This window comes from Arthrobacter sp. P1_D12 (assembly GCF_056406175.1).
On the sequence record NZ_JBFUAR010000026.1, the window covers coordinates 36438 to 52189 of the forward strand.

The following is a 15752-nucleotide window of genomic DNA, read 5'->3' on the forward strand; positions in this document are numbered from 1 at the left end:
AGCTGGGAGTGATGAATACTTCAGCCCTCCCCGCCGCACTGGCGGACATTGTCGACGATTTCCAGGCCCTGACCGAAGCAGAGCGGCTGCAGCTGCTCCTTGAGTTCTCGCAGGGGCTTCCGGAACTTCCGGAGCGGCTCCGGGACCATCCGGAGCTGCTCGAGCAGGTAGTGGAGTGCCAGACGCCGCTGTTCCTCACCGTCGAGACGGAACAGGCCGACGGCGACGCGCCTGAGCGCGTCCGGCTCTACTTCAAGGCACCCAAGGAGGCCCCGACCACCCGCGGGTTTGCCGGAGTCCTCCACGAAGGACTCGACGGGCTCAGCGCCGCGGAAATCCTGGCCGTCCCGGACGACATGCCCGAACTGTTGGGCCTCACCCGGGCCATCACTCCCCTGCGCATGCGCGGAATGACCGCCATGCTGGGCCGGATCAAGCGCAAGGTCGTCGCGTCCGGAGACCGCCAGCCGTCGGCGCAGTCCTGACCCTCAGCGCCCGGACAGCCAAAGAACATGGCCCGCAAGCACGCGTCGCAGGGAACTCCGGCCACCGCGGCACTCGCGGCCGCCGGGGTTCCTTTTGTGGCCCACCCCTACACGCATGACCCCGCGGCGGCCAGTTATGGCCTGGAAGCGGCGGAAGTGCTCGGCGTCGACCCTGACCGGGTGTTCAAGACCCTGATGGTCGACGTCGACGGCCGGCTCGCCGTCGGCGTCGTGCCGGTCAGCGGCAGCCTGGACCTCAAGGCGATGGCCGCGGCTTTAGGCGGCAAGAAAGCAGAGATGGCCGATCCGGCCGCGGCGCAGCGGCGGACCGGATACGTTCTCGGCGGCATCTCACCGCTCGGCCAGCGCCAGTCCTCCCCCACGGTGGTGGATGAGAGCGCACTGGCGCTGGAGACCATCCTCGTTTCGGGCGGACGGCGCGGCCTGGACATCGAGCTGGATCCGGCCGAGCTCATTCGGCTCACGGCTGCCCGCACCGCCAGGATCGGGACCCGGCGCGGCTGACCCGGCCCCAGATGTCGAGACGGCGGATCACGGCAATGGTCGCGCACAACACTGCCGTGATCTGTCAGCGAACCGTCAATGATCTGTCAGTGATCTGTCAGCGAACTGTCAATTGAATGCGGCATTGCCGGCCGGAGGCTCCTGGTCGCCGGGGTTGGCGCGGGGCGCCAGCTGCTGCCGGAGCCAGGCCGAGACCTGCCGCTCCCAGCGTTCCGGGTCCACGTTCCATTCCTTGGTATGCAGGGCCTTGTCGAAGGGCTCGAAGGTGACTATCTCGGGGTTTTTCTCGGCCAGCGCCGCGGAGGGCCCGTAAGGTACGTACTCGTCGTCCACGCTGTGCACAATGAGGGTCGGCGTCCTCAGCTCCACGGCCCGCGAGACCCAGTCCATTGCTTTGAGGTCGACGGGCGCGGCGAGCCCGGTCAGCCGCCGGCCCAGGCGGTGGCTGAGCATCAGTTGTCCGTAGCGGCCCACGGACGACGGAATCCGGTTCAGTTCCGCGTGGTGGGCCAGCACGTTGACCCAGTTGATCACCGGCGCATCCAGGACCATGGCCCGGATCAGGTTGCGGTGCCGGGAAAGGTCAGCGGTCTGGAGGCAGATCGCGCCGCCCATCGACCAGCCGAACAAAACCACCTCGCGGGCGCCCTGCTGCACGGCGTAGCCGATGGCGGCCTCGACGTCGCGCCATTCGGTGGAGCCCAGGCCATACCGCCCGTCGCTGGCTGACGGGGCCAGGCCGTCGTTCCGGTAGGAGATCAGCAGGCTGGACATGCCCAGTTCCCTGGCGGTCCGGACAGCCCGCAACCCTTCCTGCCGGGTGGCCCCGCGTCCGTGCACCATGATCGCCCACACGTCGGGGGCTACATCCTCCGCCACGGCCGGCGCGGCGCGGACGAGCCAGGCCGGCGCGGTCCCGGCGTCGACGTCGATCAGCACGTCCTCCACCGGAAACCCCAGGGCGGCCGGATCCGGATAGGCCGCACCGCTCCACCAGCCGCGCCGGGCCTTGGCCATGTCCCCGCTGTAGACGTGCTCGACCTCGCGCAGCACGGTGCGTTCGGCCGGGGAGTAGGACAGGATCCGGCCGATCCGCGCATGCCCGCGGCCGCCGTCGAAGAAGAATCCGTACACCCCGTCCACCGTGGCGTCGGGGGTGGCGGCGAAAATGACCCGCAGCGCCCGTCCCTCGCGGATGACGGCCAGCACTTCCTGGTCCTCTGCCCGGAACCGGGCCGGGGTGATGACGCGGCGGGCGAAGTAGAGGGCGAGGGCCGAGGAGCCGGCGGCGAGCACGCCGGCAGCGGCGCTGCCGCCGATGATGCCCCCCACCGCCCACTTGGCGCTCCCGGACGTCACGCCGCCGGGGGCTGGCGCGACGGGGAGTGCTGTTCTGCGGGCAGCGGCCTTGCGGGCAGCGGCCTGGCGGGCAGCGGCCTGGCGGGCAGCGGCCTGGCGGAGGTCCGGGCGGAGGCGCAGGGAGGATGCCATGGCACCATTCTTACTGAAGCGCAGCCCAACCACGGCATCGGCGGGGTTTCAGGCGCACGGACGGGCCGGTACAGACACGCCAGGGTCCCCCGGGACACAACGATGCAGGTCAACACGAGCGCGACTAGGCTGGGGTCATGAGTGATCCAATCGTCATTTTGACAGAAGAGCCCCTCGGTGCGGATGACCGCGTCAATATTGAAACCCTGATTGCCGGCGGTGATGCGCCCCTGCTGATCCTGGTGCCGGCCAACACCGAGCGGCACCTGGTGGTGGATTTCCTGGAAAACCTTTCCATGCTTGAAATCGCCAAGGCCTTCCGTGAACTGACAGCACACTCGGATCCCGCCGGGGAGCGGGCCGAAGCAGCCGACACCCTGGCCGCCTCACTGGCCGCGCTGGCCGGTCTGGGCGGCGGCGTCTCGGGCGAAGTCGTCGAGGGCAAGGCCGTTGACGGCCTGGTTGCCAAGGTCAAGGAACTCAGCGCCGGACAGGCGGTGGTCATCACCCGCCCGCACGCCGTGGCCGACACGTTCCACACCGACTGGGCCACCAAGGCACAGGACAAGCTGGGGCTGCCCGTCCTGCATCTGTACGCCGGTTCGGGATTTATCGGGGACTCCTGAGCGTTATTGAGGCTATGAGTATCTTTAACAGGCCTAAATCCATGCCCTCGGCAGTGCCCGCCACCGAGCCCGCGACCGAACCAGCAGCCGACCCCGCCGCCACGGCCTTTGACCAGACTCCGGCCGGAACGCCCGTCGAAAAGACGGACGCCCAGTGGCGCGAGGAACTGACGCCTGAGGAGTACCGCGTGCTCCGCCAGGCAGGCACCGAGCGGCCGTACACCGGCGAATACTGGGACACCCACACCCGGGGTGTCTACAAGTGCCGGGCCTGCGGCACCGAACTCTTCACCAGCAACGAAAAGTTCGACTCGCACTGCGGCTGGCCGTCCTTCTGGGCGCCGCTCGCCGAGGGCACCGTCCGCTACATCCATGACCGCACCATGGGCATGGACCGGGTGGAAGTCCGCTGCAGCACATGTGATTCCCACCTGGGGCACGTGTTCGACGGCGAGGGCTACGGCACCCCCACGGACCGGCGCTTTTGCATCAACTCGGTTTCCCTGAAGCTGGTTCCCGCGGACGACGCCGGGCAGTAGCCCTCAGCCCTGCCTCTCCTTCCGCTGGAACGGCTTTTCAGAATCACTTGCCACAGACTTTCTTATGCTCGAGGCAATTTTGCATTAGAGTCTCTGCTTGCTTGCTACGCTCGATTTCAGATCCAGCGACACGCTCCACAGCAAACAGAAAGGCGACCGTCGACGATGACCACGACCGCTCTTACCGCCCCCGCCCCGATCACCGCCGGCAACCAGGAATGGCTGCGGCTCAAGGCTGCCGCCACCGCCCTGCGCGCTCTCCAGGTCCAGGACGGCTCCGTGCCGGATGCCGAAGCCCACGAGGCCGCGGCCGGCCACGTCGCAACCATCACCACGGCGGTCGCGGCCCTGGCCCCGTCCTTCCCGCACGACGCGAACTACCTGGAACTGCTGGTCACCGACTTTGACCGCTGGGCCGATGGCGGCTTTGGGGTCCCGGACTTCCTGGACTCCCTGCAGGCGTTCCAGCCGCAGCAGCACCGGGTCAACGGACTCCAGCACCTGGTCGTGTTCCCGATGTACACCCAGAACGGCAGCAGCAGCCGCCTCGTCGAGGCCGTGCTGATCGAGGTCATCTGGCCGGAATTCATCGGCGGCCTGGAAACCGGCGAATACTCCAACAAGCTCTTCGTCCCGATCCGGTTCCTCGACTTCACCGCAGGCTACGACACCAACTCCGCAGTCCTGTTCCCCGAGACCGTCGCGGTCCGCGAGACCCCGACGTTTACGTGGGGCGCGATCTTCGCCGACCGCGAGGCCGCACGCTTCCGCCGCGTCCTGCGCGCCGCCGCCGAGATCACCTCCCTGCAGCTGCCCGAGGACGCCGCCGGGCTCCTGGAGGACCAGCAGCTGACGCAGGAAACCTTTGTCATGTGGGACCTGATCCACGACCGCACCCACATGCGCGGCGACCTGCCCTTCGACCCGTTCATGATCAAGCAGCGCATGCCGTTCTTCCTCTATTCACTGGAGGAGCTGCGCTGCGACCTCACCGCCTTCCGCGAATCCGTGAAGATCGAGAAGGACGAGGACGCTGACCCGGAGGCCCGCCGGCACGCCAAGCTGGTCCAGTACGCCGTGATCTTCGACCGCATCTTCCGCTTCGCCATTACCGGCACTCGCGTGCGGAACTACGACGGCCTTGGCGGCCAGCTGCTCTTCGCCTGGATGCACCAGCACCACGTCCTGCACTGGACCGACAGCAAACTCAGCATCGACTGGGACGAGGCTGCCGACGTCGTGGTTGAACTCGGCGCGAAGATCGAGGAACTTTACTGGCGCTCGATCGACCGCCCCAAGATGGCCCACTGGCTCGCCGCCTACGAGCTCATCTCCGGCACGGTCACGCCCAACCCGGCCTCGGTCTGGGCCAAGGGTCCGGACGCCCTCCCCCTGGACGGTCCGCCCCGCGGCCTCACGGACCAGGTCCTCGACGACGAGTTCCCGCTCTCCATGTTCTACGAGGCGCTGGAGAAGAAGATGCGTCCCGTCATCGAATCCACTGCCGGCATCACAGGGTCCTCAGACACGGGATCAAAGTCCGGCGACACCCAGGCCCTGAACGCCGGATGAGCGCCGGACGCACTTTGAACGTGCTGGTCACGGGGGGCAGCGGGCCGTCGGGAATCGCGACGGCCCGCGCCCTGCGCGGCGCCGGCCACAGGGTCTTCACGGTCGGATCGGATGCCGCGCGCATCGAGGCAGCCGCCGCCGAGGCCGGCGACGGCGTCACGCCGCTCGCCTGCGACCTCGCCAGCCTGGCCGACGTCCGCGCCCTGCGGGAAAGCATTGCAGGCATGGCCGGACGCGTCGACGGCGTTATCCACCTGGTGGGCGGCTGGCGCGGCGCGAAAGGCATCACGGACCAGAGCGACGACGACTGGGACTTCCTGGAACGCAACGCCGTCACGACCCTGCGGAACGTCACACGCGTCTTCTTCGACGACCTCGCTGCCTCGGAGGCCGGACGATTCGCCATGGTGTCCTCGACAGCGGTAAGCGCCCCGACGGCGGCGGGGGCGAGCTACGCCGCGGCCAAGGCGGCCGCCGAGGCCTGGACGCTGGCGGTCGCTGACGGCTTCCGCCGGGCCCACGCCGCGGGCAACGCCACCGGCACTCCCGGGCAGGACAGCTCGCAACAGGACAACGCCGGGCAGGACAGCGCCGCGTTGCGCAGCGCCGCCGTCATTTTCGTGGTGAAAGCCCTCGTTGACGCGCAAATGCGGGCCAAGGCCCCGGACCGCAAATTCCCGGGCTTCACGGACGTGGCTGACCTGGCGGCTGCCGCAGCGGGACTCTTCAACGCTCCTGCCGGCGACCTGAACGGCCAGCGGCTGCTGCTCAGCCGCTGAAACATCCCTGATTCCGCGGCACGGATCCACAGCCCCAGCGTCTGTGGCACAGGGTCTGGGGCCCCGATCCAGGGCCCCGGGCTTAGCCCGGGCGGCCCGACCTCTTAGACTGAAAGCGTGAGCAAAACGATGACCAGCACAGTTGACACTGTCCCTGCCGGCACTGCGGTGCGGCTCCACGATCCCTCCGTCCGCGGCTTCGCCTCGGACAACTATTCCGGCGTGCACCCGGAAGTTCTCGCGGCTCTGGCCGCCGCCAACGAAGGCCACCAGGTCTCCTACGGTGAGGACGATTACACCGCGCGCCTGCAGCAGCTGATGGAAGAGCACTTCGGCGAAGGCATCGAGTGCTTCCCGGTGTTCAACGGCACCGGAGCCAACGTCCTGTCCCTGCAGTCGCTCCTCCCGCGCTGGGGTGCGGTCATTTGCGCTTCCACCGCCCACATCAACATGGACGAAAACGGTGCACCGGAGCGGATCGGCGGCATCAAGCTGCTGCAGGTCCCCACCACCGACGGCAAGCTCACCCCCGCACTGATCGACCAGGAAGCCTGGGGCTGGGGCGACGAGCACCGCGCCCAGCCGCTGGCCGTGTCCATCACCCAGACCACCGAGCTCGGCACCTGCTACACCCCGGACGAGGTCCGGGCCATCGCTGAGCATGTCCACGCAAAGGGCATGAAGCTGCACATGGACGGAGCCCGGCTGGCCAACGCCGCCGCCCACCTGGGGGTCCCGCTGCGGGCCTTTACCCGTGACGCCGGCGTGGACATCCTCTCCTTCGGCGGCACGAAGAACGGCCTGCTGTTCGGCGAGGTTGTGGTCGCCCTGAACCCGGAGGCCGCACACGGCCTGGTCTACCTGCGCAAGATGAACATGCAGCTGGCCTCCAAGATGCGGTTCATGTCCGCCCAGTTCATTGCCCTCCTCGAGGGTGAGCTGTGGTTGCGCTCGGCCTCGCACGCCAATGCCATGGCCTCCCGGCTGCGCGCCGGCGTCGAGGCGATCCCCGGCGTCGAACTGACCCAGAAGACCGAGTCCAACGGCGTCTTCGCCGTCCTGCCTGCCGGTGTCGCGGACCGGCTGCGCAAGTCCTTCCGCTTCTACGACTGGAACGAGGCGGCCCGCGAGGTCCGCTGGATGTGCTCCTTCGACACCACCGAGGATGACGTTGATTCCTTCATTGCGGCCATCAAGCGCGAGCTCGCCGCTGCCTGAACCGTGCACCGCTTCCCCTGCCCGGCGGCGAGCCTGCCGGGCAGGGCTCCGGCCGTTGCATAACCTTCCAAGGTGAGCTCCCTCGATCAGGTTCCGGCAGATTTCCTCTTCGCCTTGGGGACCCTTCGGCAGGCACGGTGCCGCAGCGAGCTGCACCTGGACGAAATTCCGGCCCCGTCCCGTCTGGCGCCGTTCGCGGTGGCCCTGGGCGCGGAAGTGATCGGCCCGGGCGACTCCCCCGCCGGCGGACCGGTCCACGGCCCGGCCGCCGCTGCCCTGGCACGGGCGTCCGGCAGCGACGACGTCGAGCTGGCCACTGGCCGCTTCATTCTGCTCCACGATCCCGACGGCTCTGCCGTGTGGGACGGGGAATTCCGGATCGTCACCTACATCCGCGCCCAGCTGGAACCCGAGATGGGCAACGACGAACTCCTGGGGTCCGTGGCGTGGACCTGGCTGGTCGAAGCGCTGGAGAACCATCAGGCCCCTTACCGCTCCGCCGGCGGCACCGCCACCCGGGTGCTCTCGGAGAGCTTTGGAACATTGTCGGACCGGCCGAATTCAATCGACATTGAGCTCCGCGCCTCCTGGACCCCGGCCACCCCGGACATCACCTCGCACCTGGAGGCGTGGTCGGACATGGTCTGCACCTTCGCCGGACTGCCGCCCCTGCCCGAGGGCGTCACGGCCCTTCCCCGCCGCCCCCGCGGACACGCATGAGGCGCCTGTTCGGCCGCGGTCACGGTCCTATACGCCATGTTGTCGGTAAACTGTAGAGACCATGACCCCTCAGAATCCGGAAATCAGCACGGCCGGCGCCAGTCGCACCACGGCCGAGGCTGCTGACACCACAGCCCACATCACCGTGGAAGGCTTCGACAGCCTGGTCCCTGAAGTGATCGACCTCGACATTCCCCGCGACGGCGTGCCGCTGGTCATTGAAACCCAGTCCGGACTCGAACGCTGCGCCGCGGCTCTCGCCGCCGGCCACGGCCCTGCGGGCGTGGACGCGGAGCGCGCCTCGGGATTCCGCTACGGCCAGCGCGCCTTCCTGGTCCAGATCCGGCGCGAAGGCTCCGGAACCTGGCTGATCGATCCCGAACCTTTCGGTGACCTCAGCATCATCAATGACGCTTTGCGCGGCGTCGAATGGATCCTGCACGCCGCCAGCCAGGACCTGCCCTGCCTGTCCGAACTCGGCATGTGGCCGGACAAACTCTTCGACACCGAGCTCGCCGCCCGCCTGGCCGGACTGCCCCGGGTGGGCCTCGCCGCCGTCATCGAACAGCTCCTGGGCTTCGGCTTGGCCAAGGAACACTCCGCCGCCGACTGGTCCACCCGGCCCCTGCCGGAACCGTGGCTGCGCTACGCCGCGCTCGACGTCGAAGTCCTGACCGAGCTGCGCGAGGAACTGATTGAGCTGCTCGTGGCGGACGAGAAACTGGAATACGCCGAGCAGGAATTCGCCGCCATCCTCGAAGCCGGACAGGCCCCGCCGCGCGTTGATCCGTGGCGCAAGACCTCCGGACTGCACCAGATCCGGGACCGCCGCCAACTGGCCGCAGTCCGGGAGCTGTGGCTGGAACGCGATTCCCTGGCCCAGAAGCGTGACGTCGCCCCCGGCCGGCTGATCCCCGACTCCGCGCTCGTCGCCGCGGCCAAGGCGATGCCCTCCACGGTTCCCCAGCTCCTGGGCACCAAGGGCTTCCACGGCCGCGCCGCGCAGCGGGAAGCCCCCCGCTGGCTGCGCTGCATCGGCGTGGCCCGGGCCCTGGAGGACCTGCCGCCGCTGCACCTGCCCACCAACGCTCCCCCGCCCCCGCGCGTCTGGGCGGACCGGGACCCGGAGGCGGCCGCCAGGCTCGCCACCGCCCGTCCGAAACTCCAGGGCAGGGCCGAGGAACTGAACCTGCCGGTGGAGAACCTGCTGACCCCGGACTATCTTCGGCGGGTCGCCTGGCGTCCACCGGCAGAATGCAGCGAGGAAGGCGTGGCCGAGGAACTGGCGAACCTCGGGGCGCGCCAGTGGCAGATCGAAATCACGGCTCCGCTCATTGCCGAGGCCTTCCTGCACCCCGAGCCGCTGCCCGCAAAGGAACCCAAGGCCGCCGCGGAGGCGCCGTCGGGTTCCACCGTCTAGCAGCTCCTTCCCGGGACGCTCGTCTCCTCCTTGCCAGCTATGTTACTGGCGAGTAACATGATGCATGATGTCGTTCGGAACTTTCCTGCCTGTGGCAACCCCTGCCACCGGCACGGTTCCGGCACCATGTCTCAATGAGGAGTACGCCGTGAGCCAAGCCCGCACCAACGGAAAACCCAGCAGCGCAAACCCGAGCATCGGAAGAAACAGGACCGTGCGCGACGTCGTCTTTGTCGACGGCGTCCGCACCCCGTTCGGCCGCGCCGGCGACAAGGGCATCTACGCCGGCACCCGCGCCGACGACCTCGTGGTCAAGTGCATCCGCGAACTGATGCGCCGCAACCCCTCGCTTCCCGCGGACCGGATCGACGAGGTCGCGATCGCCGCCACCACCCAGACGGGCGACCAGGGCCTGACCATCGGCCGCACCGCCGCCCTGCTGGCCGGGCTCCCCCGCACCGTGCCCGGCTTCGCGATCGACCGCATGTGCGCCGGCGCCATGACCGCCGTCACCACGACGGCGAGCGGCATCGGCTTCGGCGCGTACGACGTCGTAATCGCCGGCGGCGTGGAACACATGGGCAACCACCCGATGGGCGCCGGCGCCGACCCCAACCCGCGCTTCATGTCCGAACGGATCGTGGACCCCGCCGCGCTGAACATGGGCAACACGGCCGAGAACCTGCACGACCGTTTCCCGGCCATCACCAAGGACCGCACCGACGCCTACGCCGTCGCCTCGCAGGACAAACTCGCCGCAGCCTACGCCAACGGCCAGATCCAGCCCGACCTCGTACCCGTCGCCACGATGAAGCCGGGCCAGGGCTGGACCGTCAACACCGTGGACGAACCCCCGCGCCCCGGTACCTCGCTCGGAGACCTGGCCACGCTTAAGACGCCGTTCCGCGCCCACGGCCGGGTCACGGCGGGCAACGCCGCGGGCCTGAACGACGGCGCCACCGCAGCCCTGCTGGCCTCCGCGGATGCCGCCGAGGAACTCGGGCTGCCGGTCAGGATGCGCCTGGTGAGCTATGCCTTCGCCGGTGTGGAACCCGAGGTCATGGGCATCGGCCCGGTCCCGGCCACCGAGAAGGCGCTCAAGAACGCCGGGCTCGGCATCGGGGACATCGGGCTCTTCGAAATCAATGAGGCCTTCGCCGTCCAGGTCCTGAGCTTCCTGGACCATTTCGGGATCGCCGACGACGACCCGCGCGTCAACCGGTATGGCGGCGCGATCGCCGTGGGGCACCCGCTGGCGTCCTCGGGGGTCCGGCTGATGAACCAGCTGGCCCGGCAGTTCGAGGAGGACCCCTCGGTCCGCTTTGGCATGACTACGATGTGCATCGGCCTGGGCATGGGCGCCACCGTAATCTGGGAGAACCCGCATCACGCGGATTACGGCACCGAAGCACCGGGCATAGAAATGCACAACACCGAAGCACAGCACGCAGCGACCACGACCACCGAGACTGGAGCCACAGCATGAGCGCCGCTGATTTCCGCAAGCTTGCAGACCTCTTCCCGAACGAGACGGTCACCCACTCCTACGTCCAGGACATCGAACTGCCGCCCGTCGACGATGGGGAGACGACTGACGGCAAAAGCCCCGGCATCTTCGCGCTGGTCACCCTCGACAACGGCCTGGACCACTCCAAGCCCACCACCCTCGGACCCAACACGCTGATCGAACTCGGCACGGTCCTGGAAGGGCTGAAGGAACGCGCGGCCCGGGGCGAGATTGCCGGTGTCGGCGTCACCGGCAAGCCGTACTTCCTCGTGGCCGGCGCCGACCTCTCCACGGTCAAGTCCGTCAGCGGACGCGAACAGGGCCTGTGGATGGCCCAGCTCGGCCACGACGTCTACGCCACCCTGGCGAACCTCGGCGTGCCGAGCTTTGCGTTCATCAACGGCCTGGCCCTGGGCGGCGGCCTGGAGATCGCGCTGCAGTCCACCTACCGCACGGTCTCCACCGGCGCCGGCGCTCTGGCCCTTCCCGAGGCGTTTATCGGACTCATCCCTGGCTGGGGCGGGGTCCACATCCTGCCGCGGCTGATCGGGCCGGAGAACGCCCTCAAGGTCATGATCGAAAACCCGCTGAGCAACAACCGCATGCTCACCGGGCCGCAGGCCTACCAGCTGGGCATGGCGGACGCGATGTTCGAGCCGGCCAACTTTGTGGAACAATCCCTGGCGTGGGCCGCGAAAGTCATTGCCGGTGCCGTGGCGCCGGAGCGGGCGAACGCCGTGGACCCGTCTGCTCCGGAGGTCGCCGCCCGCTGGGCGGCCGCCGTCGCCAAGGGGCGGGCCTTCGTGGAGGCCAAGATCTCCAACGCTTCCCCGGCGCCCGCCAAGGTCCTGGATGTCATGGAGGCCAACCGCACCCTGACCCAGGCGCAGTCCGCTGAACTCGAATGCGAGACGCTCGCCGACCTTATGCAGACCGACGAGTTCCGCTCCACTGTGTACGCCTTCCTGGACCTCGTGCAGCGCCGCTCCAAGCGTCCCGCCGGCGCCCCGGACCGCAAGCTCGCCCGCCCGGTGACGAAGATCGGCGTCGTCGGTGCCGGCCTGATGGCCAGCCAGCTCGCCCTGCTCTTCGCCCGCCAGCTCAAGGTGCCCGTGGTGCTCACGGACATCGACCAGGCCCGCGTGGACAAGGGCGTGGGGTACGTCCATGCCGAGGTGGACAAGCTGCTGGCGAAGGGCCGGATCAGCGCCGACGCCGCCAACCGCACCCGTGCGCTCGTCACGGGATCAGTTTCGAAGGAGGCCTTCGCCGACGCCGACTTCGTCATTGAGGCCGTCTTCGAGGAACTCAACGTCAAGAAGCAGGTCTTCAAGGAAGTCGAGGCGATCGTCTCGGAAGAGTGCATCCTCGCGACCAACACGTCCTCGCTTTCCGTCACCGCGATGGCGGAGGACCTTGAGCACCCCGAGCGCCTGGTCGGCTTCCACTTCTTCAACCCGGTGGCTGTGATGCCGCTGCTGGAGATCGTGCGGGCACCGAAGACCGACGACGCCGTGCTGGCCACCGCGTTCGAGCTCGCCAAGGGGCTCAAGAAGTCGGCGGTGCTGGTCAGGGATGCCGCCGCGTTTGTGGTCAACCGCGTCCTGCTGCGCCTCATGGGTGAAGTCACCGCGGCCTTCGACGAGGGCACGCCCGCCGACGTGGCCGATAACGCGCTGCGGCCGATGGGCCTGCCCATGACGCCGTTTGTGCTCGGCGCCATGGTGGGCCTGCCCGTGGCGCAGCATGTCCAGGAATCGCTGCACACGGCGTTCGGGGACCGCTTCAGGGTCTCGGCGAACCTGCAGGCGCTGATCGACAACGGTGTGACGTCCATTTGGGCCGTGCAGAACGGGGCACCGGTGCCGGGCCCGGACGGCAAGCCGTTCATTCCGGCCGAAACCCTGGCGCTGATGTCATTTGGCAGCACCCCGTCCACCGGCGAGGAGGTGCTGCGCCGGACGCAGGACGCACTGGCGGAGGAAATCGGACTGATGCTCGAGGAAGGCGTTGTGGCCGGTCCCGAGGACATTGACCTCTGCATGATCCTCGGCGCGGGCTGGCCGATGTTCCTGGGCGGGATCACCCCGTATCTGGACCGGGTGGGCGCCTCGGAACGGGTCAACGGCAAGAAGTTCCTGGCCCCGGGCGTGGCGTCAGAACCGGCCTAAAGCCAGGCTTTACCACTCCCGCTTTTGTTGGCGCCGCCGCCCGGACTCTCCGAGCCCATGGCCCGCAGATGGACGTGGGCAGCCTCGATGTCTGCGGTGTTGAGATGGAAGCCTGGAACGCGAAAGACCGCGTCCGCGGAATAGATCCTGCCGTCCAGGACCAGGCCCGCGGAAACTCCAAGCAATATACATTGCGCGTCATCCATTGCGCGTTGGATTCCGTGCCTACCCCGCGGCCCCAGTCAGATTTCCCGCAGGCTCCCGCCGCTGAGTTCCAGGACGCGGTGCGCGTTCCTCCGTGCGTAGTCCAGGTCGTGGGTGACCATGACGACGGCGGCGCCCCGCGCGGCGGCGCGGTCGACGGCGCCCTGCAGCGCCTCGAGACCGTGCCGGTCCAGCCCGACGGTCGGTTCGTCCAGGGCCAACACCGCCGGTTCGCGGGCCAGGACCGTGGCCAGGGCGAGCAGCCGCTGCCGGGAGGCGGACAGCTCGGCCGGGTGTGCCGCCTCGGTACCGGACAGGCCCACCGCGGCCAGCGCGGCCCGGGCCTTGCCCTCGGCGCCGGCCTTTCCGGACAGTTGCCGGAGTCCGAACGCGGCTTCCCGCAGGACGGTCCGTTCGAAGAGCTGGTCCCGGGGGTGCTGGAACAACAGGCCCACGGAGGCCGCGACCTTTCCCACCGGCACGTCGGCAATGCTGCACCCGCAGACCAGCACGTCCCCGGCCGAGGGCCGGAGCAGTCCATTGAAGTGGCGCAGCAGTGTCGACTTGCCGGCGCCATTGGGCCCGGTCACGGCGATGATCTCGCCAGGGCGCACGGCGCAATCCACGTCCCGGAGGACCCGGTCCTCCGCCCCGGTGCCGTGCCGCCGCGGGTCCCGGGCGTAGCCGAACCCAACCCCGCGCAGTTCCAGCGATGCCGGGCCGGGACCGGGCGCCGCGGCAGGCACCGGCCCGGGACGGCGGGCGCCGGCGGCGACTCCTGACCCACTGGACCCCAGGACGCCGGACCCCACGACGCCGGACCCAATACCGCTGGGCCCAAGACCGCCGGGCCCGCCTGCGCCAATCACTCCGGCGCGCTCCAGTTCGGCCGAGCCGGCCAGCTGCGCCGGCGTCCCGGCAGCGGTGACCGTCCTGCCATCGTGCGCCGTCCGAGCGTCGAGAATCGTCCAGTGCGTGGCTTCCCCGGCGAGCCGGTCCGCCGCCTGGCTCAGGAGGACGACGCCGGTCCCGGCGCCGCAGAGGCTGCGGACCAGGGCCTCGACTTGCGCGGCTCCGGCGGCGTCCAGCGATGCCAGCGGTTCGTCCAGGATGAGCACGTCCGGTTCCGTGATGACGGCGCAGCCCACGGCGAGCCGGCGCAGCTCCCCGCCGGAGAGCGTGGCCGGGTCCCGGTCCAGCAGGTGAGAGAGTCCGGTGCGGGCGGCGGTGCGCTCCACCGCGCGGAGCATGTCCTCCCGGGCCGTCGCGCGGTTTTCCAGGCCGAAGGCCAGCTCCTCCGCGACCGTGGCGCGCACCGAGGAGAGCATCGCCGCGGCGTCCTCCGGAACGAAGGCCACGCGGCGGGACCACTCGGCGGGGTTGATCCGGGGGTCCTCGGGCACGCCGCGGAATTCCAGCACCGTGCCGCCGAGCTCCAGGCTGCCGCGGAATTGTCCGGCGTGACCGGCCCGGAGCCAGCCGGCCATAAGTTTGCCCAGCGTGGATTTTCCGCTCCCGGACCCGCCCAGGACGGCGGTCAGGGAACCCGGCGTGACCGAGAGTGCGGCATCCCTCAGCACCGGGGCGTCATCGCCGTGGAACGTGAACGCCTCGATCCGGATCTGAAGCGCCGTGCGGGTGGCGGCCGTCATGACGCCGCCCCGGCAGGCCAGGAGGCCACAATCCGCCCGGCGACGGCGGCCGCCGCGAACACCAGTGCGGCTGCCCGGAAGAGCCGCTGGGCGGGCGGGTCGGCGACTTCGCGGTAGCTGGTCCGGGGCCCCGGGCTGCCGAAGCCGCGGGCGTCGAGCGCCTGGGCGCGGCTTCCGGCGTCGTCAATCAGGGCCAGGACCAGCGGCACCATCTGCAGACGGAGGGTGCCGAGGCGGGACAGCAGGCCGCGTCCGACCACCATCCCGCGGGTTTCCTGGGCCTGCCGGATCCGGTCCAGGCGGCCCGCGACGGCGGGCAGGAGGGTGAGCGTGGAGGCCAGGACGAAGCCGAACTGCGGTGGTATCCTGCGCCCGGCGAGGGCGGAGACGAGGTCGGGGACGCTCACGGTGAAGGAAAAGAGCAGGAATACCAGCACGCAGGCCGTGGTCCGGGTTCCCAGCTCCAGCGCGAAGCCCAGACCCTCGGCCGTGACCCTCGCCGGGCCCCACTGGGCCAGCACGGTCTGGCCCTCAGGGAAGAAGAGGCCGTGCAGCACCAGCAGGGACAGGCACAGGGGCGTCAGGATCACCGCTCCTGCGGTCAGGACGCGCCCCGCAATGCCATGGCGCGCGGCAAGGATCACCGCGGCGAGGGCCACGGCGACAGACAGCGGCCAATACGCGGCCGCCGTGGTGACGACGGCTGCGCATACGGCGACGGTCAGCGTGGTGAAGGGGTGCAGTCGCGGTGTCATGGTCGCTGTGTCAGTGTCGCTGTGTCAGTGTCGCTGTGTCAGTGTCGCTGTGTCAGTGTCGCAGGTTCGGGCTGTCCCGGCCGCCGCG

14 protein-coding genes are annotated in these 15752 nt (G+C 69.2%); 11 read left to right on the plus strand and 3 right to left on the minus strand.

What is annotated here, in order from left to right:
- Positions 1-11 precede the first annotated feature (11 nt).
- Complete coding sequence (locus AC1DZV_RS18100) at positions 12-485, plus strand: SufE family protein (RefSeq protein ID WP_243179191.1); 474 nt, start codon at positions 12-14, stop codon at positions 483-485.
- 27 nt (positions 486-512) lie between these two features.
- Positions 513-1010, plus strand: a complete 498-nt coding sequence (gene ybaK, locus AC1DZV_RS18105) for a Cys-tRNA(Pro) deacylase (protein ID WP_476950206.1) — start codon at positions 513-515, stop codon at positions 1008-1010.
- 108 nt (positions 1011-1118) lie between these two features.
- Here ybaK and AC1DZV_RS18110 read toward each other — a convergent pair whose 3' ends face one another.
- A complete protein-coding gene (locus tag AC1DZV_RS18110; RefSeq protein WP_476954295.1) occupies positions 1119-2501 on the minus strand; it encodes an alpha/beta hydrolase family protein in 1383 nt (460 codons plus the stop codon).
- Positions 2502-2638: 137 nt separating this feature from the next.
- Here AC1DZV_RS18110 and AC1DZV_RS18115 point away from each other — a divergent pair, with 137 nt between their 5' ends.
- The 9 genes from AC1DZV_RS18115 (at position 2639) to AC1DZV_RS18155 (ending at position 13053) form a co-directional block, all read left to right on the plus strand.
- Positions 2639-3127, plus strand: coding sequence for a hypothetical protein (locus tag AC1DZV_RS18115; protein WP_028277022.1), 489 nt, complete (start codon positions 2639-2641; stop codon positions 3125-3127).
- A gap of 14 nt (positions 3128-3141) precedes the next feature.
- On the plus strand, positions 3142-3666 hold the full coding sequence (msrB, locus tag AC1DZV_RS18120) for a peptide-methionine (R)-S-oxide reductase MsrB (RefSeq protein ID WP_476954296.1): 525 nt from the start codon (positions 3142-3144) through the stop codon (positions 3664-3666).
- A gap of 165 nt (positions 3667-3831) precedes the next feature.
- Positions 3832-5238: a DUF6421 family protein gene (locus tag AC1DZV_RS18125; protein WP_476950203.1), complete on the plus strand. Its 1407-nt coding sequence runs from the start codon at positions 3832-3834 to the stop codon at positions 5236-5238.
- Positions 5235-6017, plus strand: coding sequence for an SDR family oxidoreductase (locus tag AC1DZV_RS18130; RefSeq protein ID WP_459384439.1), 783 nt, complete (start codon positions 5235-5237; stop codon positions 6015-6017). The genes AC1DZV_RS18125 and AC1DZV_RS18130 overlap by 4 nt, the downstream gene beginning before the upstream one ends.
- Positions 6018-6146: 129 nt before the next feature.
- Complete coding sequence (locus AC1DZV_RS18135) at positions 6147-7235, plus strand: threonine aldolase family protein (RefSeq protein WP_476954316.1); 1089 nt, start codon at positions 6147-6149, stop codon at positions 7233-7235.
- A gap of 72 nt (positions 7236-7307) precedes the next feature.
- Positions 7308-7955 carry a DUF3000 domain-containing protein gene (locus AC1DZV_RS18140; RefSeq protein ID WP_018772438.1) on the plus strand — a complete coding sequence of 216 codons (648 nt, stop codon included), beginning with the start codon at positions 7308-7310 and terminating at the stop codon, positions 7953-7955.
- Between the two features lie 61 nt (positions 7956-8016).
- The gene (locus AC1DZV_RS18145) at positions 8017-9375 is read left to right on the plus strand and encodes an HRDC domain-containing protein (RefSeq protein WP_476950201.1); all 1359 of its coding nucleotides are present in this window, start codon (positions 8017-8019) and stop codon (positions 9373-9375) included.
- Positions 9376-9523: 148 nt separating this feature from the next.
- Positions 9524-10861 carry a thiolase family protein gene (locus tag AC1DZV_RS18150; protein ID WP_476954297.1) on the plus strand — a complete coding sequence of 446 codons (1338 nt, stop codon included), beginning with the start codon at positions 9524-9526 and terminating at the stop codon, positions 10859-10861.
- Entirely contained in the window at positions 10858-13053 is a 2196-nt protein-coding gene (locus tag AC1DZV_RS18155) for a 3-hydroxyacyl-CoA dehydrogenase NAD-binding domain-containing protein (protein ID WP_476954298.1), read from the plus strand. Before AC1DZV_RS18150 ends, AC1DZV_RS18155 begins: the two co-directional genes overlap by 4 nt.
- Positions 13054-13295: 242 nt before the next feature.
- On the opposite strand, the gene AC1DZV_RS18160 is transcribed toward AC1DZV_RS18155, so the two are convergent.
- Both AC1DZV_RS18160 and AC1DZV_RS18165 read right to left on the minus strand, forming a co-directional pair.
- Positions 13296-14909: an ABC transporter ATP-binding protein gene (locus tag AC1DZV_RS18160; protein WP_476954299.1), complete on the minus strand. Its 1614-nt coding sequence runs from the start codon at positions 14907-14909 to the stop codon at positions 13296-13298.
- Positions 14906-15664: an energy-coupling factor transporter transmembrane component T gene (locus AC1DZV_RS18165; RefSeq protein WP_476954300.1), complete on the minus strand. Its 759-nt coding sequence runs from the start codon at positions 15662-15664 to the stop codon at positions 14906-14908. Before AC1DZV_RS18165 ends, AC1DZV_RS18160 begins: the two co-directional genes overlap by 4 nt.
- Positions 15665-15752: the final 88 nt, after the last annotated feature.